At 64.3% G+C, this 25,303-nt stretch carries 21 protein-coding genes and 2 pseudogenes; 13 read left to right on the top strand and 10 right to left on the bottom strand.

Annotated features, from left to right (window positions below; all coding sequences use genetic code 11):
- Positions 1 to 35: 35 nt before the first annotated feature.
- Positions 36 to 674, top strand: a complete 639-nt coding sequence (locus VA602_RS04705; protein WP_323452617.1) for a TetR/AcrR family transcriptional regulator — start codon at positions 36 to 38, stop codon at positions 672 to 674.
- A gap of 2 nt (positions 675 to 676) precedes the next feature.
- Here the strand turns inward: VA602_RS04705 and VA602_RS04700 are convergent, their stop codons facing one another.
- The 4 genes from VA602_RS04700 to VA602_RS04685 all read right to left on the bottom strand — a co-directional run bounded on the left by VA602_RS04700 (position 677) and on the right by VA602_RS04685 (position 6,520).
- A complete protein-coding gene (locus VA602_RS04700; RefSeq protein ID WP_323452616.1) occupies positions 677 to 4,234 on the bottom strand; it encodes a molybdopterin cofactor-binding domain-containing protein in 3,558 nt (1,185 codons plus the stop codon).
- Positions 4,235 to 4,249: 15 nt separating this feature from the next.
- Positions 4,250 to 4,717, bottom strand: coding sequence for a (2Fe-2S)-binding protein (locus tag VA602_RS04695; RefSeq protein WP_054892658.1), 468 nt, complete (start codon positions 4,715 to 4,717; stop codon positions 4,250 to 4,252).
- A gap of 205 nt (positions 4,718 to 4,922) precedes the next feature.
- Positions 4,923 to 5,399 (bottom strand): MarR family winged helix-turn-helix transcriptional regulator, encoded by a 477-nt coding sequence (locus tag VA602_RS04690; protein ID WP_151926417.1) that lies wholly within the window; start codon positions 5,397 to 5,399, stop codon positions 4,923 to 4,925.
- 68 nt (positions 5,400 to 5,467) lie between these two features.
- Entirely contained in the window at positions 5,468 to 6,520 is a 1,053-nt protein-coding gene (locus VA602_RS04685; protein ID WP_323452615.1) for a 2,5-dihydroxypyridine 5,6-dioxygenase, read from the bottom strand.
- Between the two features lie 329 nt (positions 6,521 to 6,849).
- Between VA602_RS04685 and nicC the strand changes: the two genes are divergently transcribed.
- The 6 genes from nicC (at position 6,850) to VA602_RS04655 (ending at position 13,171) form a co-directional block, all read left to right on the top strand.
- Positions 6,850 to 7,998 (top strand): 6-hydroxynicotinate 3-monooxygenase, encoded by a 1,149-nt coding sequence (nicC, locus tag VA602_RS04680; RefSeq protein ID WP_323452614.1) that lies wholly within the window; start codon positions 6,850 to 6,852, stop codon positions 7,996 to 7,998.
- Positions 7,995 to 8,801, top strand: coding sequence for an N-formylmaleamate deformylase (gene nicD / locus VA602_RS04675; RefSeq protein ID WP_063542684.1), 807 nt, complete (start codon positions 7,995 to 7,997; stop codon positions 8,799 to 8,801). Before nicC ends, nicD begins: the two co-directional genes overlap by 4 nt.
- Before the next feature lie 13 nt (positions 8,802 to 8,814).
- On the top strand, positions 8,815 to 9,567 hold the full coding sequence (locus VA602_RS04670) for a maleate cis-trans isomerase family protein (RefSeq protein ID WP_054892653.1): 753 nt from the start codon (positions 8,815 to 8,817) through the stop codon (positions 9,565 to 9,567).
- A 14-nt stretch (positions 9,568 to 9,581) separates the two neighbouring features.
- Positions 9,582 to 10,223, top strand: coding sequence for an N-carbamoylsarcosine amidohydrolase (locus tag VA602_RS04665; protein WP_323452613.1), 642 nt, complete (start codon positions 9,582 to 9,584; stop codon positions 10,221 to 10,223).
- A 206-nt stretch (positions 10,224 to 10,429) separates the two neighbouring features.
- Positions 10,430 to 11,743, top strand: a complete 1,314-nt coding sequence (locus tag VA602_RS04660; RefSeq protein WP_323452612.1) for an MFS transporter — start codon at positions 10,430 to 10,432, stop codon at positions 11,741 to 11,743.
- Positions 11,744 to 11,878: 135 nt separating this feature from the next.
- Positions 11,879 to 13,171, top strand: a complete 1,293-nt coding sequence (locus tag VA602_RS04655) for an OprD family porin (protein WP_323452611.1) — start codon at positions 11,879 to 11,881, stop codon at positions 13,169 to 13,171.
- Positions 13,172 to 13,526: 355 nt separating this feature from the next.
- Here the strand turns inward: VA602_RS04655 and VA602_RS04650 are convergent, their stop codons facing one another.
- On the bottom strand, positions 13,527 to 14,414 hold the full coding sequence (locus tag VA602_RS04650) for a LysR family transcriptional regulator (RefSeq protein ID WP_323452610.1): 888 nt from the start codon (positions 14,412 to 14,414) through the stop codon (positions 13,527 to 13,529).
- A 77-nt stretch (positions 14,415 to 14,491) separates the two neighbouring features.
- Here VA602_RS04650 and VA602_RS04645 point away from each other — a divergent pair, with 77 nt between their 5' ends.
- On the top strand, positions 14,492 to 15,256 hold the full coding sequence (locus VA602_RS04645) for a sulfite exporter TauE/SafE family protein (protein WP_323452609.1): 765 nt from the start codon (positions 14,492 to 14,494) through the stop codon (positions 15,254 to 15,256).
- Here VA602_RS04645 and VA602_RS04640 read toward each other — a convergent pair.
- Complete coding sequence (locus VA602_RS04640; protein WP_065861559.1) at positions 15,246 to 15,560, bottom strand: putative quinol monooxygenase; 315 nt, start codon at positions 15,558 to 15,560, stop codon at positions 15,246 to 15,248. The two genes, VA602_RS04645 and VA602_RS04640, sit on opposite strands and share 11 nt — an antisense overlap.
- A gap of 196 nt (positions 15,561 to 15,756) precedes the next feature.
- On the opposite strand from VA602_RS04640, the gene VA602_RS04635 reads away from it, so the two are divergent.
- The 4 genes from VA602_RS04635 (at position 15,757) to VA602_RS04620 (ending at position 19,968) form a co-directional block, all read left to right on the top strand.
- Positions 15,757 to 16,347, top strand: a complete 591-nt coding sequence (locus tag VA602_RS04635; RefSeq protein ID WP_323452608.1) for an NAD(P)H-dependent oxidoreductase — start codon at positions 15,757 to 15,759, stop codon at positions 16,345 to 16,347.
- 73 nt (positions 16,348 to 16,420) lie between these two features.
- Positions 16,421 to 17,317 carry a LysR family transcriptional regulator gene (locus VA602_RS04630; protein ID WP_054892645.1) on the top strand — a complete coding sequence of 299 codons (897 nt, stop codon included), beginning with the start codon at positions 16,421 to 16,423 and terminating at the stop codon, positions 17,315 to 17,317.
- Positions 17,318 to 17,434: 117 nt separating this feature from the next.
- Complete coding sequence (gene ggt, locus VA602_RS04625; protein WP_125930824.1) at positions 17,435 to 19,102, top strand: gamma-glutamyltransferase; 1,668 nt, start codon at positions 17,435 to 17,437, stop codon at positions 19,100 to 19,102.
- A gap of 128 nt (positions 19,103 to 19,230) precedes the next feature.
- Entirely contained in the window at positions 19,231 to 19,968 is a 738-nt protein-coding gene (locus tag VA602_RS04620; protein WP_153774493.1) for a hypothetical protein, read from the top strand.
- 50 nt (positions 19,969 to 20,018) lie between these two features.
- Here the strand turns inward: VA602_RS04620 and VA602_RS04615 are convergent, their stop codons facing one another.
- From VA602_RS04615 to ypfJ, 4 genes and pseudogenes are all read right to left on the bottom strand, one after another.
- Positions 20,019 to 21,074 carry a methyl-accepting chemotaxis protein gene (locus VA602_RS04615; protein ID WP_456154084.1) on the bottom strand — a complete coding sequence of 352 codons (1,056 nt, stop codon included), beginning with the start codon at positions 21,072 to 21,074 and terminating at the stop codon, positions 20,019 to 20,021.
- A gap of 144 nt (positions 21,075 to 21,218) precedes the next feature.
- Positions 21,219 to 21,587 (bottom strand): annotated as a pseudogene (locus tag VA602_RS26960) (methyl-accepting chemotaxis protein); the annotation flags it as partial.
- Between the two features lie 222 nt (positions 21,588 to 21,809).
- Complete coding sequence (locus tag VA602_RS04610; RefSeq protein WP_063542704.1) at positions 21,810 to 23,729, bottom strand: methyl-accepting chemotaxis protein; 1,920 nt, start codon at positions 23,727 to 23,729, stop codon at positions 21,810 to 21,812.
- Between the two features lie 189 nt (positions 23,730 to 23,918).
- Positions 23,919 to 24,800, bottom strand: coding sequence for a KPN_02809 family neutral zinc metallopeptidase (ypfJ, locus tag VA602_RS04605; protein WP_323452606.1), 882 nt, complete (start codon positions 24,798 to 24,800; stop codon positions 23,919 to 23,921).
- 242 nt (positions 24,801 to 25,042) lie between these two features.
- On the opposite strand from ypfJ, the pseudogene VA602_RS04600 reads away from it, so the two are divergent.
- Positions 25,043 to 25,303 (top strand): annotated as a pseudogene (locus tag VA602_RS04600) (protocatechuate 3,4-dioxygenase subunit beta); the annotation flags it as partial.

The raw sequence follows: 25,303 nt of genomic DNA, 5'->3' as shown, positions 1-25,303 counted from the left end.
GTGTTGGCTATCTGGCCAGCCCCACAGGGACCGACATGCAGACTCGCAAAACCGGTGTTCGTGCCCAGCAGGCCGACCGCACCAAGGACAACATCCTCAAGGCCGCGGTGAAGGTCTTCAGCAAGGAGGGTTTCACCGGCGGGCGCGTCGAGCAGATCTCCACGCTGGCCAAGTCCAACGACCGGATGATCTATTACTACTTCGGCAACAAGGAAAAGCTGTTCATCAGCGTGCTGGAGCATATCTACGCCAGCTTCAACCAGGCCGAGGCCAAGCTGCGCCTGGACCTCTCCGACCCCGAGAACGCGTTGCGCCAACTGGTGGCGTTCATCTGGGATTACTACGTGCGCCATCCCGAGTTCGTCACCATCCTGGCCACCGAAAACCTTCACCAGGGCCAGCACGCGCGCAAGTCGCAGAACCTGCAGGCGCTGTCCGGCGAGGCGGTCGGCGTGCTGCGGCCGATCATCGAGGCGGGGCAGGCCAAGGGCCTGTTCCGCGACGACATCGACATCACTCACGCCTACCTGATGATTGCCTCGCTCTGCTATTTCTATAACTCCAACCGCCATACGCTCAGCTCGTTCCTCGCCGTGGACCTCGCCGACAAGCAGGCCAAGGCCGACTGGCTGGACTTCATCAGCGATCTCGCCCTGCGCGGCCTGCGCCGCTAGCCTCAGTGGCTGCCGGGGTTGGCGCGTACCTGCGCGCTCTTCGCCGCCAGCCCTTGCCAGGCCGGTTTGTCGGCGGCGAAACGCTGGCGCAGGTAGGCGGCCAGGTCCGCCACCTGGCGGTCCGAGAGGCTATCCCTGAAGCCGGGCATATAGCCCAGGTCGCGTGTCGCAGGCGTTGGAATACCGTGCAGGATCACGCGCAGCAGGTTGTCCGGCACATCGCTGTGCACGTTGCTGTTGACCGCCATCGACGGGCTGACACCGAACAGCTTCGGCCCCAGGCCATCGCTGTGACAGGCCATGCACGCACCTTTGAATACCCGCTCGCCATTGCTGATGGACAGTTGCGTATCGACCTGAGGCGCAGCCTGGGTCGCGACCGTCTGCGGCTCGCCGTCCAGTGAACTCAGGTAGTGGGCAATGGCCCGCACGTCGCTCTCCGGCAAGGTCGCCAGCTCGCTGACCACTGGCCCCATGGGCCCGGCGGCGACACCGTGCTTGTCGGAGAAGCCGGTACGCAGATAAGTGAACAACTCGCTCTCGCTCCAGGGCGTGGACGACTTGCCCAGGGCGTTGAGTGCTGGCGCCTCCCAGCCATCGACCATGCCCCCGGCCAGGTAGCTATCGCCGGTTTTTTCCGCGCCCATCAGGTTGCGCGGGGAGTGACAGGCGGTGCAATGCCCGAGGCCGTCGACCAGGTAGGCGCCGCGGTTCCACTGTGCACTGCGCTGTGGGTTGGGCTGGTACTCGCCGCGCTTGAGGAACAGCGCGTTCCAGCCGGCCATCAGCGGGCGCTGGTTGAACGGGAAACGCATGTCGTTGGCCGGCGCCTCCTGGCGCACGGGTGTCTGCGACATCAGGTAGGCGTACAGCGCCTGCATGTCACCGTCGGTGATATTGCGAAACGAGGTGTAGGGAAAGGCGGGGTATAGATGTCGGCCGTCGCGGCTGATGCCCTCGCGCATGGCGCGCTCGAAGGCGGCGAACGACCAGCGGCCGATGCCGGTTTCCGGATCGGGCGTGATGTTGGTGCTGTACAGCGTGCCGAACGGCGTTTCCATCGCCAGGCCGCCGGCATTGACCTTGCCGCCGCTGACCGTGTGGCACACCGCGCAATCGCCGGCCGCCGCCACCTGGCGCCCGCGTTCGAGCATCGCCGCCGACCAACTGCCGGCCGCCGGAGGCGTCACCGGCGCGATTTCCGCGCGAAAGGGCAGGGCCGTGGCGAGCATGCCCAGGGCGGCACCGAACACGCCGGCGATCGAGCCGAACCACCACTTCGAGCGTTTCGGCGCGGGCTGTGCTGGCGCAGACGAATCCTCGCCGTTACCGCCAAGCGCAGCACGCACCCGTTCGGCCGTAATCGGCAACTCGCGAAAGCGTATGCCGGTGGCGTCGAAGATCGCGTTGGCGATGGCCGCCGCGCTCGGCACCGAGGCCGACTCGCCGCTGCCCATCGGTGGTTCGTGTTGGCGCGGCAGCATCATCACGTCGATGGCTGGCAGCTCCGGGAAGGTGAGGATCGGGTAGCCGCCCCATTCCTTGCTGGCTACCGTCGACTCCTCGAAGTGCACCTGTTCCTTGAGCACGCGGCTGGTGGACTGGATCACGTTGCCGTGGATCTGGTGGCGCACGCCTTCGGGGTTGACCATCATGCCCGCATCATGGCCGATCACCACACGGGTGACGGCTACCTCGCCGGTGCGCCGGTCCACCGCCACATCGGCGACCCAGGCCGCCCAAGCCGCCCCGAAACCCGGGAATTTGCTGTGGATGTAGCGCGCATAGGCGAAGCCGCGACCGCGCAACACATCGCCCTCGGCGGGCGCCTGCATGGGCTGGGTGTGCGCCTGCCACTGCGCGCGTTCGGCGGTGGCCTTGACCAGATCGATGGCACGCGGGTCGGACAGGTGGCGCAGGCGGTACTCGACCGGGTCGACGCCTGCCGCGAAGGCCAGTTCGTCGATGTAGGACTCGTGGGCGAAGCTGTTGGGCATCGCCGACACACCACGCATCCACGACGCGCGTACCAGTGGTGTCATGTCATTGATGGTGACGCGCATGTGTTCGTAGTCATAGGGCGGAATCGAGGTGCGGTCGCCCATTTCGAACAGCGCCGGCACCGGTTCCACCGCGCCGGTCAGCAGCAGGGCGAGGGTTGGGGCGCCGTTGGAGGGGTAGCTGGTCTGGAAGTCGTAGGCGGCGACCGTGCCGTCGGCGTTCAGGCCGCCGTCGATCTCCATCAGTTGCGCGGTGCCCTTGGGCTCCCAGACATGCTCCTGCTCGCGGGTCAGTTGCACCCGCACCGGGCGTCCGACCGCACGCGACAGCAGCACCGCGTCGGCGCACACGTCGTCGGCGCAGTTGCGGCCGTAGCAGCCCGCCGCCTCCATGCGGATGATCTCGATGCGCGCTTCGGGGCACTCCAGCAACCAGGCGAGGTCGGCGCGCAGCAGGTGTGGATTCTGGGTGCCGGACCAGACGCGGATCTGGCCTTCGGTGAAGTCGGCCAGGGCACAAGACGGGCCGATCGAGCCATGCAGCTGGTAGGGCCACAGGTAACTGCGGCTCAGGCGCTGGCTGGCATTGGCGATGCCAGCGTCGACCTCGCCCTTGTCCAGTACGGTGCGCTGCACCCTGGGGTTGTCGCGGATGGCCTGGGCGACGTCGCTGAGGTCGGGCAGCTTGCCGGTGAACGGCTTCCAGCTCAGCTTGAGGTCGTGGGCGGCGCGGATCGCCTGTTCCTCACGCTCGGCCACCACGCCGACGAAGTCGCGGATCACCACCACGGCGACCACGCCAGGCACATGGGCGATGGAGCTTTCATCCACCGCCAGCAGGCTGTTGCCGACGAAGTCGCCACTGTCGTGACCGGCATAGGGCGGGCGGATCACCCGGCCGTGGAGCATGTCGGGCAGGCGCATGTCGTGCACGTAGGTCAGCTCGCCGGTGGCCTTGCCGGGGATGTCTACCCGCGCGGCGCTGCGCCCGACCAGGCGATAGTCCTCGACGGCCTTGAGCGGCGCGTCGTCGGCGATGCGCAATTGCTGGTTTTGTCCGCGCACCAGGTCGGCGAAGGGTAGGCGACGGCCGTCTTCGGCGATCACCGCGCCTTCTTCGATCCGCAAAGCATTGGCTGCGCAGCCCAGCTCAAGGGCGGCATGCTGCAGCAGGAAGCGTCGCGCCGTGGCCGCGGCCTTGCGCAATGGCACGGCGGAAATCTGCAGGGTGGCGCTGGCGATGGTCGCGCCCTGGTTCGGCGCACGCTCGGTGTCGCCGAGCACCATGTGCACCTGGTCCATGCGCAGGTCCAGCTCCTCGGCGACGATTTGCGCCAGCGAGGTGCGGATGCCGGTACCCAGGTCGACGTGGCCATTGAAGGCGTAGACCAGGCCGTCGTCGCTGACGGCGATGAACAGTGCCAGTTCGCGGTCCTTGATGACCGGTGTCACGCCCTTTGCGACCGGCCCTGAGGGTGGGGTGATCTCGTCGACGATCAGCAGCACGCCGCTGCTGGCCAGCAATTGCTCGCGTGAAGGCACCTGTTGCGAGTGATTCATGGGGTTCTCCGGATCTCAGGCCTGGCGGCCGGCGGCGCGGCGCACCGCGCGCAGGATTTCGACGTGGGTGCCGCAGCGGCAGAGGTTGCCGGACAGTTCGTTGCGGATCTGTTCGTCGGTGGGGTTGGGGATACGGTCGAGCAGAGCCTTGGCGGTCATGATCATGCCGTTCATGCAGTAGCCGCACTGGGCCGCCTGTTCGTCGATGAACGCCTGCTGCACCGGGTGCGGCGCGGCCTTGTTACCGAGACCTTCGAGCGTGGTGACCTCGCGGCCTTCGGCGCCGGCCAGGGGGATCACGCAGGAGCGCGCGGCCACCCCGTCGATGATGACCGTGCAGGCACCGCACTCGCCCAGGCCGCAGCCGTACTTGGGGCCGTTCAGGCACAGGTCGTTGCGCAGGATCAGCAGCAGCGGTGTGTCGGCGTCGGCGCTGACATCCACAGGCTGACCGTTGATCCGCAGGGAGATGGTTGTTTGCATTGTTGGCTCATCTCTGGGGCGCTACCAAAGAACACAATTGGTGCGCTTTTTCGGTAAGTACTCACTACATGAAATGGTGAGCAAGAAGCAGGCCAGAGATGGAATGGAAGGGGGTAGGGCTGGGTGGGGCCCGTATCATGCCCCATGGTGCTGCTTTCGCGGCGGTTCGGCGCCCCGACTTGCCCGCGAAAAGGACGGCGCGGTGCTAGCCAGCCACTTCGTCGCTGTCGATCATCTTGCGCAACAGGAACAGGATCGCCACCCGCTCGCCGGCATTGAGGCTGCCCATGCTCAGCTCGCTGATCTGTCGTGCGCAGGGAATCATCGCATCGAGCAGCGCCGAGCCGCTTTCGGTGAGCTCGACGATGACCTTGCGCCGGTCGTCCGGGTCTGGCGACAGCTGCACCAGTTCGCGCGCCTTGAGGCGCTCGACGATGCCACGGATGGTCGCCTGGTCCACGGCGGTGGCCTTGATCAGCTCGGCCTGGGAGCTGGGCCCGTGGTCGCGCAGTGCGCACAGGGTGACGAACTGGATCGAGGTGAGCTGTGGATCGCACGCCTGCTGCTGGAAGATCGCCGTATGCCGCTGGTACGCCTTGCGCAGCAGGTGGCCGATCTGTTCGGTGACGTCATAGGGCGTGGTGTCGAGCGGGGTGGCAACGGGGGCGGTTTTCTTCGGCATGTGATGGCTTGGGCTGTGTGGGTTGGCTGGCCGGCCCCCGAAAGCGGAGCGCCGGGCCAGTATAACCCCTATCGGGCCTTGGACTCCTCGGGCGCGACCACCTCGCCGGCCAGCACCACGGCCTGGTCGTCCAGGTAGATATCGCAGTTGCGCAGCGGGATATCCAGGTGGCACGGGGTCTTGCGCTTGCCGCCGACCTCGGTGTTGGGGCCGGTGGAGAACAGGAAGTTGCCGTAGAAGGCGCGGGCGTCCATGCACATGCCGTCGTTGCGGTCGTGCAGGCCCATGGCGGTCCACTGCGCGCGGGGTTGCAGGCCCCAGCCGATGTGGGAGATGCCATACACCTCGGGGTCGTTGAAGTACTTCATGTAGTCACGCAGGTATTCGGCTTCGAAGCCGCCGTGGATGGCGGTGATGAAGCCTTTCTCGATCTCCAGGGTGATGCGCTCGCGGCAGTAGTTCTTGAAGGGCAGGATGATGTCGCCGACATCCAGCACCAGCGTGCCTTCGGCGCTGTCCTCGTTCGGCCAGGTGAACAGGAAGCCACTGGGCCAGTGGTCCCAGCGCCCTGGCTCGTCGGCGTAGCCGTATTCGGTGACCGCCGGATACTGGCCGAGCGGGGCGTGGAAGTCGCTGCCGGCCTTGGAGCGCACGTGCATGCTGCGCGCTTGCTTGAGCAGGGTCTCGGCGGCCAGCACGCGACGCTTGTCGTCCTCGCTCGGCAGCATGCGCGCCAGTACTTCCGGGGGTTCGACCGCCAGCAGGATGCGCGTGCCGGTCTTGAGAATCTGCTCCTGCTCGGGAGAGTGCAGCAGCATCATGGTGTCGACGATCAGGTCGGCCGCTTCCAGCGCCCGCTGGGCGGCGATGTTGCCGGTCAGCGCGGTGTCGCCGCAGTAAGCGGTCATGTCGTTGCCCATCGCCGTGGGGTGGTTGAACGACGGCAACTCCACCGCATAGACCTTGGCTTTCAGGCGCTGCGCGGCCTCCATCGCGGCGTTGACCGTGCGCGGGTCGGAGTAGTGGCTCTTGAGCACGGCGACGCTCTGGGTTTCGTCAACCCGAGACAGTTTCAGCACGTGTTCGAACATCTGGGTCAGCTCTGCATTGCTCACCGGCATGGGGGTTCTCCTGGTCAGGACTCAAGGGTCGAGCGGCTGCACCACGGCAGTGCCGGGCGCGTCATCTCGGTGCAAAACAATAGTGTGTACACCATATTTGCTCAGATGAAAGCGCATCCCGCCGATTAGCGCAAGCGTTGCGATCAAACGTTACCTATTCACACATATTCCAATGTTTGCGGTAACAATGGCCGCGTTATCGCCATTGATCGCGGTCCTTGAAAATATTTCGCACTGCCTCTTCCAATTAAAAAAATAGAGCGTATACACTCTAAATCGTCGAGCGGCCGAACCGCTGGCAACACATCAGAACAAGAGGAGACATACCCATGCGGGGTAGGCAGAAAATCGCAATCGTCGGTGCAGGTCTGGGTGGGGCGGCGGCCGCCACGTTGCTGCAGCAGGCCGGGTTCGACGTCGAGGTGTTCGAGCAGGCGCCGGAGTTCACCCGCCTTGGTGCGGGCATCCACATCGGCCCCAACGTGATGAAGATCTTCCGTCGCATGGGCCTTGAGCAGAAGCTGGAGCTGATGAGCTCGCACCCGGACTTCTGGTTCAGCCGCGACGGCAGCACCGGCGACTACCTGGCGCGGATCCCGCTGGGCGAGTTCGCTCGCCGCGAGTACGGCGCCTCGTACATCACCATCCACCGCGGCGACCTGCACGCGCTGCAGATCGAGGCGATCAAACCGGGCACCGTGCATTTCGGCAAGCGCCTGGAAAAGATCGTCGACGAGGGTGACCAGGTGCGCCTGGACTTCGCCGACGGCACTCATACCGTGGCCGATATCGTCATCGGTGCCGATGGCATCCACTCGAAGATCCGCGAGGAACTGCTGGGCGCTGAAGCGCCGATCTACAGCGGTTGGGTCGCTCACCGTGCGCTGATTCGCGGCGACAAGCTCAAGCAGCACGCAGACGTGTTCGAGGACTGCGTGAAGTGGTGGACCGACGATCGTCACATGATGGTCTACTACACCACCGGCAAACGCGACGAGTACTACTTCGTCACCGGCGTACCGCACGAGGCCTGGGACTTCCAGGGCCCATTCGTCGACAGCAGCCAGGAAGAGATGCGCGCCGCCTTCGAGGGCTACCACTCGACGGTGCACAAGCTGATCGACGCGACCGAGTCCATCACCAAGTGGCCGCTGCGCAACCGCAACCCGCTGCCGCTGTGGAGCCGTGGCCGCCTGGTGCTGCTGGGCGATGCCTGCCATCCGATGAAGCCGCACATGGCCCAGGGCGCCTGCATGGCCATCGAGGACGCGGCAATGCTGACCCGCTGCCTGCAGGAAACCGGGCTGTCCGACCACCGCACCGCCTTCGCCCTCTACGAAGCCAACCGCAAGGAACGCGCCTCGCGGGTGCAGTCGGTGTCCAACGCCAACACCTTCCTCTACACCCAGGAAGATCCGGCGTGGGTCTACGGCTACGACCTCTACGGTCAGGAACTGAAAAGCGGGGAGGCGGCATGAGCAGCTTCGTCGCCGGCGGCAACGTCAGCGCCAACGGCATCCGCCAGCACTACCTGCGCTACGGCGGCAAAGGGCCGGCGCTGATCCTGGTGCCGGGGATCACCAGCCCGGCGATCACCTGGGGGTTCGTCGCCGAGCGCCTCGGCCAGCACTTCGACACCTATGTGCTGGACGTGCGCGGGCGTGGCTTGTCCTCCAGCGGCCCTGGCCTGGACTATGGCACCGATGCCTGCGCCGCCGACATTCCGGCCTTCGCCGCAGCGCTTGGGCTTGGCAGTTATCACCTGGTCGGCCATTCGATGGGCGCACGCTTCGCCATTCGCGCTGCCGCCCAGGGCGCGCCGGGCCTGCAGCGCCTGGTGCTGATCGATCCGCCGGTGTCCGGTCCGGGCCGGCGCGAGTATCCGAGCAAGCTGCCGTGGTACGTCGATTCGATCCGCCAGGCCACGACCGGCATGACCGGCGAGGACATGCGCGCCTTCTGCGCGACCTGGAGCGACGAGCAACTGGCCCTGCGCGCCGAATGGCTGCACACCTGCCACGAGCCGGCGATCGTGCGAGCCTTCAACGATTTCCACGAGGTGGATATCCATCAGGACCTGCCTGCCGTGCGCCAGCCAGCGCTGCTGATGGTGGCCGGGCGTGGCGGTGTGATCCAGGCGCAGGACATCGCCGAGATCCGTGAGCTCAAGCCGGACATCCAGGTGGTTCAGGTCGACAACGCCGGCCACATGATTCCCTGGGACGACCTCGAAGGCTTCTTTGCCGCCTTCGGCGATTTCCTCGACCATTCCCTCGTCTGAAGGAGCACGAGACATGACCAAGCTGTATCGCATCGGCCAGATCGTGCCGAGTTCGAACACCACCATGGAAACCGAGATCCCGGCGATGCTCACCGCGCGCCAGGCGATCCGCCCGGAGCGCTTCACCTTCCACTCCAGCCGCATGCGCATGAAGCAGGTGAAGAAGGAAGAGCTGGCGGCGATGGATGCCGAGTCCGACCGCTGCGCGGTGGAGTTGTCCGACGCCAAGGTCGACGTGCTGGGCTATGCGTGCCTGGTGGCGATCATGGCCATGGGGCTGGGCTATCACCGCCAGTCGGAGAAGCGCTTGCAGAAAGCCACCGCCGACAACGACGCGTTGGCGCCGGTGATCACCAGTGCAGGTGCCTTGGTCGAGGCGCTGCACGTCATGAAGGCCAAACGCATCGCCATCGTCGCGCCCTACATGAAGCCGCTGACCGAGCTGGTGGTGAACTACATCCGTGAGGAGGGCTTCGAGGTTCAGGACTGGCGTGCGCTGGAGATCCCCGACAACCTCGCCGTGGCGCGCCATGACCCTGCCAACCTGCCGGGCATCGTCGCCGGCATGAACCTGGAAGGCGTCGATGTCGTGGTGCTGTCGGCCTGCGTGCAGATGCAGTCGCTACCCGCCGTGGCCAAGGTCGAGGCACAGACCGGCAAGCCGGTGGTCACCGCGGCCATTGCCACCACCTACGCCATGCTCAAGGCGCTGGACCTGGAGCCCGTGGTTCCGGGCGCCGGTGCCCTGCTGTCGGGCGCCTACTGAAACGGGAGACGGACATGAGCGACGCACAGAGCGCCCGTGACAACTACCAGGGCGTGTGGGGCCAGCGCATCGGCTTCGGCCGCAAGGCGGCCCTGCTGATGATCGACTTCATGCAGGGCTATACCACCCCCGGTGCGCCGCTCTACGCCCCCGGTGTGGTGTCGGCCGTCGAGCAGGCCAGCGGCCTGCTGGCGCTGGCGCGTGACTCCGGTACTCTGGTGGTCCACACCAATATCCGCTACCAGCCCCCGCACTTTGCCGATGGTGGCGTGTGGGTGCGCAAGGCGCCGGTGATGAAGGACATGGTCGAGGGCAATCCACTGGCCGCGTTCTGCGAGGCGGTGATGCCACTGGCGCAGGAAGTGGTGCTGAGCAAGCAGTATGCGAGCGCCTTTTTCGGCACCAGCCTTGCACCGCTGCTGCATGCGCAAGGGGTCGACACCGTGGTGCTGGCCGGCTGCTCCACCAGCGGCTGTATCCGCGCCAGTGCGGTGGATGCGCTGCAGCACGGGTTCCGGACCATCGTGGTGCGCGAGTGCGTCGGCGATCGCCATGGGGATCCGCACGAAGCGAACCTGTTCGACATCGACAGCAAGTACGGCGATGTCGTCAGCCGCCAGGAGGCCATGGAGCAACTCAAGCGCCTGGCCGACTGAGCCGGGCGCCTTGTACCCATAACAATCGAGGAACGGTGCAGGAACGCCCGTTCCATCGCCGTCCGCTGTGCGGACGGTCGCCCCGCAGGAGCACTCGGGGTCTTGTGACGCTGCCCTGGACAGCCGCCTGTAGTGTGCGGCGCTCTTGGAGCGTCGAAAACTGCTGGCCTAAAAACAACCACAAAGTCGCCGCCAGGAGACAAGAAATGCCAATTGCGAATGCAACCGCGGTTCACAGTGCAACCGACCAAGGCACACAAGCGCTCTACCGCAAGATCACTTGGAGGCTGATTCCCTTCCTGTGCTTCTGCTATCTCGCGGCCTATCTGGACCGTATCAATGTCGGCTTCGCCAAGCTGCAGATGCTCGAAGACCTGCAGTTCAGTACCGCAGCCTACGGCCTGGGGGCCGGGCTGTTCTTCGTCGGCTACATCATCTTCGAGGTGCCGAGCAACCTGATCCTGGAGCGCGTCGGTGCCAAGCTCTGGATTGCCCGGATCATGATCACCTGGGGCCTGCTGTCGGCCTGCACCATGTTCGTGTCCACCACCACCCAGTTCTATATCCTGCGTTTTCTGCTCGGGGCCGCCGAGGCGGGCTTCCTCCCGGGCGTGCTGTACTACCTGACCATGTGGTATCCGACCTACCGGCGTGGGCGCATCATCGCGCTGTTCATGATCGGCTTGCCGCTGTCGAGCGTGATCGGCGGGCCGATCTCTGGCTGGATCATGGGGCACTTCGACCAGGTCCACGGCCTGCATGGCTGGCAGTGGCTGTTCCTGCTCGAGGCGATCCCCAGCGTGCTGCTCGGTATCCTGACCTTCTGGGCCCTGCCGAACAATTTTCACCAGGCCAAATGGCTGTCCGACGATGACAAGGCGCAACTGGCCAGCGACCTGGCTGCGGACGATGCCGAGGGCAAGGGCAGCAAGCACAGCTTCCGCGATGGCTTCTTCAACCTGAAGGTGTGGATGCTCGGCGGCATCGATTTCTCGATCCTGCTCAGTGCCTATGCCATGGGGTTCTGGATGCCGACCTTCATCCGCGATGCAGGCGTCAGCGACACCTTCCACATCGGCTTGCTCACTGCGATTCCGAGCCTGGCCGCGCTCCTCGGCATGCTGATGATCGGCGCCAGTTCCGACCGTCATCGCGAACGTCGCTGGCACATCATCGTGCCGTTCATCATCGGCGCCATTGCCATGGCCAGCAGCACCTTGTTCAGCCAGAACCTGGTGATGACCGTGGTGCTGTTCGCCATCGCCTCGGCGGCGATCATCGGTGCGGTGCCGGTGTTCTTCAGTCTGCCGGCGACCTTCCTCAAGGGCACCGCCGCGGCCACCGGTTTCGCCCTGGCTTGCTCGCTGGCCAATATCGCGGGCCTGGTGAGCAACTCGCTGATGGGCATCGTGACCGATCTCACCGGTACCTCCCATGCGGCATTGTGGGTGTTCGCCGGCTGCCTGATCCTGAGCTGCTTCCTGGTGATCGCGCTGCCCGCGAAGCTGGTCAACCGCTAGCGGTCGACCGCTTCTCGCAACGGTAGCCCGGCGGGCCCGGCGCCCGCCTGATCCCTTCATCACGCCATCCGCACGTCGGCGGCCTTCGGGCTGCCGCGGTGGATCGCTGTTGCCCGAATCCAGGAGTCGCTCCCCATGCACGTACAGATTTCCCAACGTTTTTCATCGGCTACCCGACTGGCCGGTGGCTGCGTCGCCGCAGCGCTGTGTCTCGATGTCTCTGCCGAAGACAGCGGTTTCATCGAAGGCGCCCGCGCCACCTTGCAGGCGCGCAATTACTTCTTCAGCCGCGACTATGCGGATATCAAGGGTGCCAGCACCCAGTCCCGTACCCAGGAGTGGGCGCAGGGTTTTATCCTCAATGCCAGCTCAGGTTATACACAGGGGACGGTGGGTGTCGGCCTCGATGTGACCGGGCTGCTCGGTTTCAAGCTCGACAGCAGCCCGGAGCATTCGAAGTCGGGCCTGCTGCCGAGCCTTGCCAGCGGCAAGTCGGCGGACGAATACAGCCGCTTGGGCGGGGCGATCAAGTTCAAGGTGTCGCAGACCGAACTCAAGGTCGGTGAGCTGATGCCCAACCTGCCAGTGCTGTTGTTCAGCGATCTGCGCCTGCTGCCGCCGACGTACCAGGGGGCGATGCTCGAGTCCCGGGAGATCGCCGGGTTGACCTTGAACGCCGGCCAGTTCCGCTCCACCAGCCTGCGCGACTCGTCCAACAGCCAGAAGATGTACGCGCTGGTCAACGACCCGATCAACCCGTCGCGGCTGGCACGCTTCACCAGCGACCGTTTCAACTACGTCGGCGCCGACTATGCCTTCAACGACAACCGCACCAGCGTCGGGGTGTGGCAGGCGCAACTGGAGGATATCTACCAGCAGCGCTTCTACAGCTTCAAGCACGCCGAGCCGGTGGGCGACTGGACGCTGGGCGTCAATGCCGGGTACTTCGACGCCCGCGAGGACGGTCGCAAGATTGCCGGTGACTACGACAACCATGCCTTGTTCAGCCTGTTCTCGGCCAAGACTGGCGGGCATACCTTCTATGTGGGCTACCAGCAGATCGGCGGCAAGGATGGCTTCATCCAGGTCGGGGCCAACACCAACCCGATGGGCAACACACTGCCAACCTACGAGTTCTCGGCGCCGGGGGAACGTTCGTGGCAGGTGCGCCATGACTATAACTTCGTGGCCCTGGGCATTCCCGGCCTGACCTCGACTCTGCGTTATGTGAAGGGCGGGGATGTGGACACCGGGCTTGGCTTCGAAGGGCGTGACCGGGAGCGCGATCTGGACCTGGCGTATGTGGTGCAGAGCGGGCCGCTGGCCGGGCTGGGGGTGCGGGTTCGCAATGTCATGGCGCGGTCCAACTACCGGACCGATATCGATGAGAACCGGTTGATCCTGAGCTATACGGTGAAGTTGTTCTGATCGGGGTGTGCTGAGTCAGGACCGGCCTTTTCGCGGGCAAGTCGCAACGGAGAACCGCTCCCCCTGTGGGAGCGAGAGCTCGGCGCCCCGACTTGTCCCGCGAGGCAGACGACGCGCTGCATGGCACCGGCTACGCCAGTGATCGCGGGACAAGCCCGCTCCCACAATTAACACCGCAGTATTCAGAAGTTGCGGAGCTCTTGTAGGGGCAACTGTCTTGCTCAAAATCTAAAGACCAGCCCAATCCCTGTGGGAGCGGGCTTGTCCCGCGATCACTGGCGAAGCCGGTGCCATGCAGCGCGTTATCTTGTTCGCGGGACAAGTCGGGGCGACGAACCGCCGCTCCCAGGCTAACTCACTCCTCAAGCCCAAGCCGCTCGACCAGCGCCGCCGCATACCCCGGCAACCCGGCAAAATCCCGCGCGCACAGCTGCAGCCGACGATTGGCCCAGTCTTCCTCCAGCGCGACCCAGCGCAAGGGCAGCACCCCCTCCCATCGTCTCACCGAGGCCAACGGCACCACGCCGACCCCGGCACCCCCGGCCACCATGCGGATCACACCGTCAAAACCCTCGGCCCGCACCCGCACCTGCATCCGCCGCCCAAGGCGCAGCGCTTGTTCTTCCAGGTGCAAGGCGAGGGCGCTGTCCGCTGCCAATCCCACATGACCGTGTACCAGGCTGTCGACGAACCGCGGCGACGGCTCTGCCGCCAGCGGATGGGCCAGGGGCATGATCAGCACCAGCGGGTCCTGCCGAAATGGCCGCACCTGCAAGTGCTCGCTCGGTGCTGCGGTGGAGATGATGCCCAGGTCCGCAATCCCCTGGGTGATCGCCTGCACGATGCGCAGGCTCGGTTGCTCCTGCACGTCGACGCTGACGCCGGGAAACGCCACCAGGTATGCAGCCAGCAACTCCGGCAGATATTCGGTCAGCGCCGCGGTATTGCACAGCAGGCGCACCTGCCCCTGTTGGCCTTGGGCATATTGGCCTAGGTCGTACTGCAACCGCTCGACCTGCTGGGCGATCAGCCGCGCATGCTGCAGCAACGCCTGGCCCGCAGGCGTTGGCTGCACCCCGCGGCGGTTGCGTTCGAGCAAGGCAATACCCAGCGAGGTTTCCATGGCGCGGATCCGCGCACTGGCCGCAGGCAGCGAAAGATGGCTGCGGCGGGCACCGGCGGTGATGTTGCCGCATTCGAGCGTGTGGCGGAAAAGGCCGAGGTCGATCAGGTCGAAATGCATGTGCCTCTGTCCTGGCAAGAGTCTGGCTGAGTATATGGGAGATTTTCAGCCCATCGCCGAGGGTGCAGGATGGCGCCATGAATACCTTTACTGCGTTGTATCAAGACATGGGGCTGGCGCTTTCGCTGCTGGTTATCTCTACCTTCGCCCTGGCCGGTGCGGTCAAGGGTGTGATCGGTCTGGGAATGCCGACCATCGCCATGGGCCTGCTCGGGCTGGCTATGCCTCCGGCGCAGGCAGCGGCGCTGCTGATCGTGCCTTCTACTCTCACCAACCTGTGGCAGCTCGCCTCTGGTGGCCACCTGCGCGGGCTACTCAAGCGCCTGGGCGGCATGTTGATGATGATCGTCGTGGGTACGCTGCTGGGTAGCCTGTGGCTTGGCATCGACAGCGGCCCATGGGCGGCGCATGCGCTCGGCGGGGCACTGCTGGTGTATGCGTTGTATGGGCTGGTGGGGCCGGGCTTGCGGGTCGCGCCGCAATGGGAGTGGTGGTTGGGGCCGCTGTGCGGCCTGCTGACGGGGGTGGTGACGGCAGCGACCGGGGTATTCGTGATGCCCGGTGTGCCCTACCTGCAGGGCCTGGGCCTGAACCGCGATGAGCTGGTCCAGGCGATGGGACTGTCGTTCACGGTCTCGACCCTCGCCCTGGCGCTTGGCCTGGCCGGGCAGGACGCGCTCGACGGCCCGGCCCTGGGCGCGTCATTGCTGATGCTGGTGCCCGCCCTGCTCGGCATGTTCGCCGGCACCTGGCTGCGTCAGCGCATCAGCGCCGCGCTGTTCAAGCGCTGCTTTTTCATCGGCCTGGCGCTGCTCGGCGGGCACCTGTTGATCAACGGCTAGCGGAAGACGGGCTGAGCATCTCGATCATCTGGATATCGAAGTCGCGCTCCAGATAGTCCATGCGCTTCTCGAAGAACGCAGCCATGTGCGGCAGCGCCGAGTGCACGTCGAGGGCGGCCTTGTCGGCCCAGACCTCGTAGAACACGAACAGGCTCGGATCTTCCTTGTCACGCAGCATGTGGTACTCGATGCAGCCGGGCTCCTGGCGGCTCGGTTCGACGTAGGCGCGGAACAGGGTTTCGAAGGCTTCGGCCTTTTCAGGACGGGTCTTGGCTTTGAGGATGAAAGCGAACTGCTCACTCATGGCGATGGCCTGTGCAGGGGAAAGTGAGCAGATTGTATTGCAATAATCAGATGTATATTCGTGACTTTAAGGCAAATGTATTTTGCCGCCACCCGGCTTTTTCCTGCGCTCGCGACTGCCTAATCTGCCGCCATCACTTTTGACTCGGTCGGCAGGCGAACTTGCCTCGGACCGACCCAGACCTGCGAGGCTCACCATGAAAAAGATTCTTCTGCTCAACGGCGGCAAACAGTTCGCTCATTCCGACGGCCGCCTGAACCGCACCCTGCACGAGGCCGCCCTGGCCTATCTGGACCGCGCCGGTTTCGATGTGCAGCAGACCTTTATCGACGGTGGCTATGACGTCAAGGAAGAGGTGCAGAAATTCCTCTGGGCGGACGTGGTCATCTATCAGATGCCAGGTTGGTGGATGGGCGCGCCCTGGACTGTGAAGAAGTACATCGATGATGTCTTCACCGAAGGCCATGGCAGCCTGTACGCCAACGATGGCCGCACCCGTTCCGATGCCTCGCAGAAGTACGGCAGCGGCGGCCTGATCCAGGGCAAGCAGTACATGCTCTCATTGACTTGGAACGCACCGCAGCAGGCCTTCGACGATCCGGCCGACTTCTTCGAAGGCAAAGGTGTGGATGCGGTGTACTTCCCGTTCCACAAGGCCAATCAGTTCCTTGGCATGACCGGCCTGCCGACCTTCCTGGCGGTGGATGTGATGAAGCGCCCGGATGTGCCAGCAGCACTGGCAGCGTATGAAGCGCACCTGGCCAAGGTGTTCGGCAAGGCCGAGTGATGACGCGGCGCCACTTGCGCCGTTATCGCCCAGCAGCTATCAATCAGCACTACCCCAAGCTCAAGGCCGCCGCGTGAAAACCCGATCCGAAGAACTCCAGGTATTCGTCGCCGTCATCGACTGCGGTTCGATCTCCGCCGCCGCCGAGCAGATGGGCCAGACCCCGTCGGCGGTGAGTCGCACCCTGTCGCGCCTGGAGGGCAAGCTTGGGACCACGCTGGTCAACCGCACCACCCGGCGCATGGACCTGACCGAGGAAGGGCGTTTCTTCCTCGAGCGTTCGCGGGCCATCCTCGAGCAGATGGACGACATGGAAGAGCGCCTGTCGATGAATCGCCAGACCCCATCCGGGCGTTTGCGGATCAACGCCGCGGCACCGTTCATGCTGCATGCCATCCTGCCGTGGATCGGCGAGTTTCGCCGCCAGTACCCCGGCATCGAGCTCGAGCTCAATACCGACGACCTGATCATCGACCTGCTGGAGCAGAGCACCGACGTGGCCATTCGCATCGGTGAACTGGCCGATTCCAGCCTGCACGCCCGATCGCTGGGGTGCAGCCCCGTGCAGGTGCTCGCCAGCCCGGATTACCTGGCCCGGCGCGGCACACCGCAGAAGGTCGAAGACCTCAGTGCGCACTGCCTGCTGGGGTTCAGCGCACCTGAAACGCTCAATCAGTGGCCGTTGCGCCATGCTCAGGGCGATCGCTGGCCGATCCGCCCGGCGATCCTCGCCTCCAGCGGCGAGACCCTGCGCCAGCTGGCACTGGCCGGTGAAGGCATCGTCAGCCTGTCGCATTTCATGACCCACGAAGACATTCGCGCCGGCCGCCTGCAGGTGGTGCTGGCCGAGGCCAACAACGGCTATCGTCAGCCGATCCACGCGGTCTACTACCGCAATACTCAACTGGCGCTGCGCATCCAGTGCTTCCTCGACTTCATCCAGCGCAAGCTATCGATGTACGCCTGCTGAGTTGCCTGAACGCGACAGAGTTGCCCAAAGACGCCTCCCTTCCTGTGTGCCGTTTGCTTAGTCGCAACGGTTGAGCCTTAAATGAGTGCTCGACAAAAACAACACCAAGGAAGTGTCATGCGTATCGTCATGTTCCAGTCCCTGGCCCTCGGGGCCGCGATCCTGAGCTGTTCCTCCGCCTATGCCGTGACACTCGAAGGTGGCGCGGTGGCGGCGCCCGATCAATATGGCGCACAGGTAGCCGCCGACATTCTCAAGAAGGGCGGTAACGCAGTAGATGCCGCGGTCGCCACCGCCTTCACCCTGGCGGTCACCTACCCGGAAGCCGGCAACATCGGCGGCGGTGGGTTCATGACCCTGTTCGTCGACGGCAAGCCGTACTTCCTCGACTACCGTGAAGTCGCGCCCAAGGCCGCCACGCGCAACATGTACCTGGACGACAAGGGCGAGGTCATCGAAAACCTCAGCCTGGTTGGCGTGCGCGCTGCTGGCGTGCCCGGCACGGTGATGGGCCTGTGGGAGGCGCACCAGAAGTTCGGCAAGCTCAAGTGGAGCGAGCTGCTCACCCCGGCCATCGGCTACGCGCAGAACGGCTTCAAGATCGCGCAGAAGCAATACCAATATCGCGACGATGCCCAGGGCCTGTTCAAGACCGCCACCAACTTCAATGACTACTTCGGCAACATGAAGGTCGGTGAGCTGTTCAAGCAACCCGAGCTGGCCAAGACCTTGGAGCGCATCGCCGACAAGGGCGTCAGCGAGTTCTATCAGGGCAAGACCGCTGACCTGCTGGTGGCGCAGATGCAGGCCGACAAGGGCCTGATTACCAAAGAAGACCTGAAGGACTACAAGGCCGTGTGGCGCGACCCGATCGCCATCGACTGGCGTGGCAATGTGGTCTACACCGCGCCACCGCCAAGCTCTGGTGGCGTCGCCCTGGCTCAGTTGCTGGGTATCAAGGAAGACCGTGCAGCCGACTTCAAAGGGGTCGAGCACAACTCGGCGAAGTACATCCACCTGCTGGCCGAGATCGAGAAGCGCGTGTTCGCCGACCGCGCCGACTACCTGGGCGACCCAGCCTTCACCAAGGTGCCGGTCAAGGAGCTGGTGGCCAAGGACTACCTCGCCAAGCGCGCGGCGCAGGTCAACCCCAATGCGATCTCCGACACCGACAAGGTCAAGCCGGGCCTGGAGCCGCACCAGACCACGCACTTCTCCATCGTCGACAAGCAGGGTAATGCGGTGAGCAACACCTATACCCTGAACCTCGACTATGGCAGCGGCGTGGTGGTCAAGGGCGCGGGCTTCCTGCTCAACGACGAGATGGACGATTTCAGCGCCAAGCCGGGAGCGGCCAACGCCTTTGGCGTGGTGGGTGGGGATGCCAACGCCATCGAGCCGGGCAAGCGCATGCTCTCGTCCATGAGCCCGAGCCTGGTCACCCGCGACGGCAAGCTGACCCTGGTGGTCGGTACGCCCGGTGGTTCGCGGATCTTCACCTCGATCTTCCAGGTGATGAACAACCTGTACGACTATGGCATGCCGCTGGAAAAAGCCGTGGCCGCCCAGCGCGTGCACCATCAGTTGCTGCCCAAGGACACCATCTATTTCGACAGTTATGCACCGCTCAAGGGACAGGTGGCGGAGGATCTGAAGAAAATGGGCTATGTGCTCGAGGATCAAGGCTGGGAGATGGGTGATATCCAGGCGATCCGGGTCACCGGCGACAAGCTCGAGACCGCTTCCGATCCGCGCGGGCGCGGGGTGGGGTTGATCGTTCGCTAACCTGACAAGGGGCGAGGGCATCTTGTGCTCGCCCCTTTGCATACCTGTTATTTCTGTCAGTTGTTGGACCTGCTCACGTTCTCTATAACTCAGGCGACCCTAGTCTGTTCGCCAGTGGAGATTTCGTGATGAGCGTGTCCCAACCCTTGAAGTTTCTAGTGCTGCCGCCCGGCGTATGCCACCTCGAAGCGCCGACGCTAGAGGGCAGTCGCCCTCATCCTGGCTATCCTGGAAATGCCTCGCGGACCTGGTATGACTACGCTTTTGTGCATGCCCAGCGTCACAACAACTTGAACGTTCGTGTCCCCACCACTCATATGAGCGTTGGTGACAAGGTCGTCGTCTCGATCTTTTCTGGCTGGTTGTATGAGTTGCCCGCCGTCGTGATTCAGGCCAGCCATCTGCAAGATGGCCTGGTCCTCGTCCCTTTCCCGGCGAACATGATGATCAGTTGCCAGGGTAAAAGCGCCCATTGCAGCTACCGTATCGAGCGCACTCCCTGCGTGATTGCTGTCTCGAATCCACGTCGCGTGCGTATGGAGTCTCGCATTCGCGAGACGGCTGACGTTCGCACTCCAGCCTTTGTGCGGCCACGCATTTTGCAGGAGGCCGGGAGGCGTGTGTTCTTCATTCCGGCAGTGGGTCTGACCTTCGGCGGCAAGCTGGAGATCAGCTGCTATGACGATGCATTGGGGCTAGAGGTGGAGCGCAATCTTCCTCTGCCTGCGTCAGGTGCTGATTTCAGGCACGACATCACGCCTTGGTTCAATCGTCGGAAATCACCTCGCGGTTGGTTTGCCTACAGCCTGAGCAAAGTGGCAGGCGACAGGGTGTTCTCGGAGCTGCGAGAGTACGATAACTGGTGAGCCACCCTGCCACAGTATGACCGGGGCCATGGCACGGCCCCGTTCATGACTCAGACGCGGAAGTGGTTGACCATCGTCTGCAACTGTCCACCCAAGCGCGCCAGCTCCACGCTTGACGCTGCTGTTTCCTCGCTGGCTGCCGCCGTTTGCTCCGACACATCGCGCACATTCATGATGCTGCGGCCGATTTCGTCGGCCACGGCGCTCTGCTGCTCGGCTGCCGCTGCAATCTGCTGGTTCATCGCCTGGATCCCCGACACGGTACGGGTGATGCTGGCCAATGAGGTGCCGGCCTTGCGTGCCAGTTCCACGCTGCTGTCGGTCAGCCCGCTGCTGCCTTGCATGGCGGTGGCCACGCGCTGGGTGCCGTTTTGCAGGCTGGCGACCAGCTCTTCGATCTCTTCGGTGGATTTCTGCGTGCGCTGGGCCAAGGCACGGACCTCATCGGCGACCACCGCAAAGCCGCGCCCGGCTTCACCGGCACGCGCCGCTTCGATGGCGGCATTCAGTGCCAGCAGGTTGGTCTGCTGGGCCACCGACTTGATCACGTCCATGACGCTGCCGATCTTCTGGCTTTCCTGTTGCAGCAGGTTCATCGCCTCGGTGGAGTGCTGTACTTCAGCGGCCAGGCGTTCGATCTGGCCGATGGCCTCGTTCACCACCCTGTCGCCGGCACGGGCCTCGCCGTCGGCCTGGGTGGCGGCCTGGGATGCCTGCTCGGCATTGCGTGCGACCTCCTGTACGGTCGCCGTCATCTCGTGCATGGCGGTGGCGACCTGATCGGTCTCGACCTTCTGATTGTTGACCCCGGCACTGGTCTGCTCGGTCACCGCCGACAGTTCCTCGGCGGCGCTGGCGATCTGGGTCACGCCGTCGCGGATACCGGTGATCAGTGCGCGCAGGGTGTCGCCCATGCCCGCGATGCCCTGCTGCAGGGCACCGAGTTCGTCACGCCGGGTGATTTCCAGGCGCTGGGTGAGGTCACCTTCGGCGATCTTCTTCACCACCTCGAGGGTTTCCTGCAAGGGGCGGGTGATCTGGCGGGTGATGATCACGGCGCCAAGCAGGCCGAACACCAGCGCCAGCAGCGCCACGCCCAGTTGCAGGTTGCGCGCCTGGGCGGTATCGACGTCGCGTCTACCGAGTTCGATCTTGTACAGCTCGTCGCTGCGCTTGGTGATCTGCGCCTGCTCCTCGATCATTTCCTGGCGTGCCGTGGCGATCGCCGCCCGGGCGTCGCGTACCGGCTGCTCGGCGTCGGGTTTGCTGGCGATGGTGCGGTAGCCCTGGCGCATCTTGTCCAGCGAGGCGCGGTACTGGTCGATGTAGGTGGCCTGTTCGCGCAGCAGTTGCAGGCTCTGGGGATGGTCGAAGCTGGCGAGCAGTTCCTGCTTGTGCTGTTCGAAGGTGTCCAGGCGGGCCAGCACGGTGGCGGCGGCGCTCTCGTCGCCATCGGCGAGCATGTATTGCAGACGCGCCACCCGCAGGTTGTTCAGGTGCGTGTTGAACTGGGTGATCTGCCCCATCGAGTTGCTGCGTGCGACGAGGTTTTCCAGGCTGTTCCAGCCGGTCAAGGCCAGTGCAGTGGTGAGTAGAAGGACCAGGCCGAAGCCCAGCATCAGTTTGAGTTTGACGCTGATGTTGGCAAACCAGTTGCTCATGGAGGTTCCCCGGGGGAAAGCGCCTGCTCGCGGGATGTCCCGTCACTCGGCATTTGTTTTTGTGATGGGCCCTCCGTTGCCGCAGAAGAGATATCGGCAATGTTTGCAGGAGCTGAAACGCCGTTCAGCAGATTTTTTGGGGGAAGGATTGGGGCCGCGACGCGGCCCCGGAAGGCGTGGTCAGACGCGGAAATGGCTGACCAGGGTTTGCAACTGTCCACCCAGGCGCGCCAGCTCGACGCTGGAGGCGGCTGTCTCGTCGCTCGCGGCGGCGGTCTGCTCGGACACATCGCGTACGTTGAGGATGCTGCGGCTGATCTCTTCGGCCACGGCACTCTGCTGCTCTGCGGCGGCGGCGATTTGCTGGTTCATCGATTGGATGCCCGACACGGTACTGGTGATGCTCTCCAGCGACGCGCCGGCCTTGCGTGCCAGTTCCACGCTGCTGTCGGTCAGGGTGCGGCTGCCGAGCATGGCGTTGGCTACCTGCTGTGTGCCGTTCTGCAGGCTGGCGACCAGCTCTTCGATCTCTTCGGTGGACTTCTGCGTGCGCTGCGCCAAGCCACGCACTTCGTCGGCGACCACGGCGAACCCACGCCCCGCCTCACCGGCGCGAGCCGCTTCGATGGCGGCGTTGAGCGCCAACAGGTTGGTCTGCTCGGCCACCGACTTGATCACGTCCATGACACTGCCGATCTTCTGGCTTTCCTGTTGCAGCAGATTCATCGCTTCGGTGGAGCGGTTGACCTCGGCGGCCAGGCGCTCGATCTGGTTGATCGCCTCGCCCACCACTTTGTCACCGGCACGGGCTTCGCCGTCGGCGTTGGTTGCTGCAAGCGACGCCTGTTCGGCGTTGCGCGCGACTTCCTGCACGGTGGCGGCCATTTCGTGCATGGCGGTGGCGACCTGGTCGGTCTCGACCTTCTGGCTGTTGGCGCCGGCGCTGGTCTGCTCGGTCACCGCCGACAGCTCCTCGGCCGCACTGGCGATCTGGGTAACGCCGTCACGGATGCCGCTGATGAGGTCACGCAGGGTCGTACCCATGCGCGCAATGCCTTGCTGCAGCACGCCCAGTTCGTCGCGGCGGGTGACCTGCAGGTTGTGGGTCAGGTCGCCACCGGCGATCTTCTCCACCACGGCAAGGGTCTCGCGCAGCGGGCGAGTGATCTGGCGGGTGATGATCACGGCGGCGAGTACGCCGATGAGCAGGGCCAACAGCGTCGCGCCGATCTGCAGGGTGCGTGCCTCGGCACTTTCGATGTCACGGCGTTCGAGCTGGATCTTGTACAGGTCGTCGCTGAGCTTGACGATGTCGCCGCCCTGCACGGTCATTTCCTGACGGGACACAGCGATCTGGGCTGTCGAGGCGCTGAGCTGGCGAACCGACTCGCCATAGGCACGCACTGCGCCTTCGAACTGCTCGATGGCAGCGCCATCGCTGGTCAGCTGGCGCTTGAGGCCGTCGATCTCGGTGAAGGTCTGCTGCAGTTGGCGCAGCACCGCTTGCTCGGCGACGTCGCTTGGCGCCGCCACATAGCTGCGTACGTCCAGGCGCAACTGGGTCAGCTGCTGGCGGGCCTTGCTGATTACCAGGTATTGCTGCAAGCGGGTCGCATCGCTTTCGTCACGGGCCAGGACATCCTTGCTGATCGTTTCGATCAACTGGATCGCCTTGGTCGCGTTCTGGTCGAGGGTTTCACGGGCCGCAAGGGTGATCTTGTAGCCTGCGCGCATCTTGTCGAGCGAGATGCGGTAGTCGGCGATGATCTTGCCCAGCTCACGCAGCAGCTTGAGGTTCTCGGGGCTCTTGAAGGTGCTTTCCAGGTGCTGCTGCTGGGCGCTGAAGGTTTCCAGCTTCGCCAGCGTGTTGGCGGCGGCGGCGTCGTCGCCGTTGGCGATCATGTATTGCAGGCGCGCCACGCGCAGATTGGTCAGGTCAGTGTTGAGGCGGGTAATGTCGCTCATCCAGTTGCTGCGATTGATGAGGCTCCCCAGGCTGGTCCAACTGGCCAGGGCCAGCAGGCCTGTCAATACCAGGACCAGGCCGAAGCCCAGCCCGAGTTTGAGGTTCACGCTCTTGTCGGCAAACCATCTGTTCATGCACGCTCTCCAGAAAATGTGTCTTGCAAAATCTCACGTCGCCGGGCGTTGTTCTTGTAGGGGCCAGCTGATGGGTCCACGGGGTTATCGGCCGAATCGGCTGCGGCTGAAACGTTTATCAGCAGAAAAATGACCCATTGGTCGTATTGCGTTCTGGAGAGGCGCTGCAACGCCCGTTGCAGCAGGGCGTTACAGGTTGCGTGCGTTGAAGGTGTCGCAGCGGTTGAGGTCGCCACTGCCGAAGCCAGCCTTGAACCAGCGTACCCGCTGCGCCGAGGTGCCATGGGTGAAGGAGTCGGGCACCACGCGCCCTTGACCCTGTTGCTGGAGGCGGTCGTCGCCGATGGCGTTGGCGGCATTGAGTGCCTCTTCGACATCGCCGGGCTCCAGCCAGTTGAGACGTTTCTGTGCCTGGTAGGCCCAGACACCGGCCAGGCAGTCGGCCTGCAGTTCCTGGCGTACCAGCAGGCCATTGTCGCCCTCAAGGCGCTGGCCGCTGCGGCGTGCGGCATCGACCTTGGCCGAGACGCCGAGCAGGGTCTGTACGTGGTGGCCAATCTCGTGGGCGATCACGTAGGCCTGGGCGAAGTCGCCGGCGGCAGCGAAGCGGGTTTCCATTTCGCGGAAGAACGACATGTCCAGGTACACCCGCTGATCAGCCGGGCAATAGAAGGGGCCGACCGCCGAGGAGGCGAAGCCGCACGCGGAGTTGACCTGGCCGCTGAACAGCACCAGCTTGGGGTCGCGGTATTGCTTGCCGGCCTGGGCGAACAGGGCTTTCCAGGTATCTTCGGTGTCGCCCAGGATCGAGGCGACGAACTCGGCCTGTTGGTCATTGGCTGGCGGTGCCTTGCCAGCGCCGCTGGGCGCTGCCTGCTGTTGCTCCATCTGGCCGGCGAGCTGGCCGAGGATCTGCAGCGGATCCTGGCCGGTGATCCAGCCGATGCCGATGATCAGCAGCACGGCACCCAGCCCCAGGCCCTTGCCACCGCCGAAGCGCATCCCGCCGCCACCGCCTTCGCCGCGTGCATCCACCACATTGTCGCTGCGTCGGCCTTTTCGCCAATCCATAGAAGTTCTCCGCTGTGAAGGTCGTGCCTGGTTGAAGGGCCGTGCGCTCTGCGCAGCCAGCACCGCAGTCCATCCAGAATAGTCCAGCGCTTCAGATCAGGTGGTCTGACGAAAAGTTGCATAACCAAATGGTTATGTCTGGCGCGCATGTTTTCAGTTTTCGCGCTGCGCGACCTGCCGGAAACTGCAAGTCCGCCTGCCACGCACAGGTGGTTCGAACAATTCCAAGAGAGGAAAACGGCATGCCCGCTCAGGACACCAGCCGCTTCGTGATCCGTGATCGCAACTGGCACCCCAAGGCCCTTACGCCTGATTACAAGACATCCATCGCCCGCTCGCCGCGCCAGGCGCTGGTGAGCATTGCCCAGTCGGTCAGCGAAAGCACCGGCCCTGATTTTTCCCACCTGCGCTTCGGCGAGCATGACCATGACCTGTTGCTGAACTTCAACAACGGTGGCCTGCCGATCGGTGAGCGCATCATCGTTGCCGGGCGGGTCGTCGAC

Source organism: Pseudomonas machongensis, from assembly GCF_034961125.1.
Taxonomy (GTDB): Bacteria; Pseudomonadota; Gammaproteobacteria; order Pseudomonadales; family Pseudomonadaceae; genus Aquipseudomonas; species Aquipseudomonas machongensis.
Note: the sequence above shows the minus strand (reverse complement) of the source record. Positions and strands in the feature narration are given on the sequence as shown.

Coding starts and splice junctions, on each gene's coding strand:
- VA602_RS04705 (WP_323452617.1), top strand. CDS start 36: ATGCAGACTCGCAAAACCGGTGTTCGTGCCCAGCAGGCCGACCGCACC.
- VA602_RS04670 (WP_054892653.1), top strand. CDS start 8,815: ATGACCAAGCTGTATCGCATCGGCCAGATCGTGCCGAGTTCGAACACC.
- VA602_RS04660 (WP_323452612.1), top strand. CDS start 10,430: ATGCCAATTGCGAATGCAACCGCGGTTCACAGTGCAACCGACCAAGGC.
- VA602_RS04665 (WP_323452613.1), top strand. CDS start 9,582: ATGAGCGACGCACAGAGCGCCCGTGACAACTACCAGGGCGTGTGGGGC.
- ypfJ (WP_323452606.1), bottom strand. CDS start 24,800: ATGGATTGGCGAAAAGGCCGACGCAGCGACAATGTGGTGGATGCACGC.
- VA602_RS04690 (WP_151926417.1), bottom strand. CDS start 5,399: ATGCCGAAGAAAACCGCCCCCGTTGCCACCCCGCTCGACACCACGCCC.
- VA602_RS04640 (WP_065861559.1), bottom strand. CDS start 15,560: ATGAGTGAGCAGTTCGCTTTCATCCTCAAAGCCAAGACCCGTCCTGAA.
- ggt (WP_125930824.1), top strand. CDS start 17,435: ATGCGTATCGTCATGTTCCAGTCCCTGGCCCTCGGGGCCGCGATCCTG.
- VA602_RS04700 (WP_323452616.1), bottom strand. CDS start 4,234: ATGAATCACTCGCAACAGGTGCCTTCACGCGAGCAATTGCTGGCCAGC.
- VA602_RS04695 (WP_054892658.1), bottom strand. CDS start 4,717: ATGCAAACAACCATCTCCCTGCGGATCAACGGTCAGCCTGTGGATGTC.
- VA602_RS04620 (WP_153774493.1), top strand. CDS start 19,231: ATGAGCGTGTCCCAACCCTTGAAGTTTCTAGTGCTGCCGCCCGGCGTA.
- VA602_RS04655 (WP_323452611.1), top strand. CDS start 11,879: ATGCACGTACAGATTTCCCAACGTTTTTCATCGGCTACCCGACTGGCC.
- VA602_RS04685 (WP_323452615.1), bottom strand. CDS start 6,520: ATGCCGGTGAGCAATGCAGAGCTGACCCAGATGTTCGAACACGTGCTG.
- nicC (WP_323452614.1), top strand. CDS start 6,850: ATGCGGGGTAGGCAGAAAATCGCAATCGTCGGTGCAGGTCTGGGTGGG.
- VA602_RS04610 (WP_063542704.1), bottom strand. CDS start 23,729: ATGAACAGATGGTTTGCCGACAAGAGCGTGAACCTCAAACTCGGGCTG.
- VA602_RS04645 (WP_323452609.1), top strand. CDS start 14,492: ATGAATACCTTTACTGCGTTGTATCAAGACATGGGGCTGGCGCTTTCG.
- VA602_RS04650 (WP_323452610.1), bottom strand. CDS start 14,414: ATGCATTTCGACCTGATCGACCTCGGCCTTTTCCGCCACACGCTCGAA.
- VA602_RS04635 (WP_323452608.1), top strand. CDS start 15,757: ATGAAAAAGATTCTTCTGCTCAACGGCGGCAAACAGTTCGCTCATTCC.
- nicD (WP_063542684.1), top strand. CDS start 7,995: ATGAGCAGCTTCGTCGCCGGCGGCAACGTCAGCGCCAACGGCATCCGC.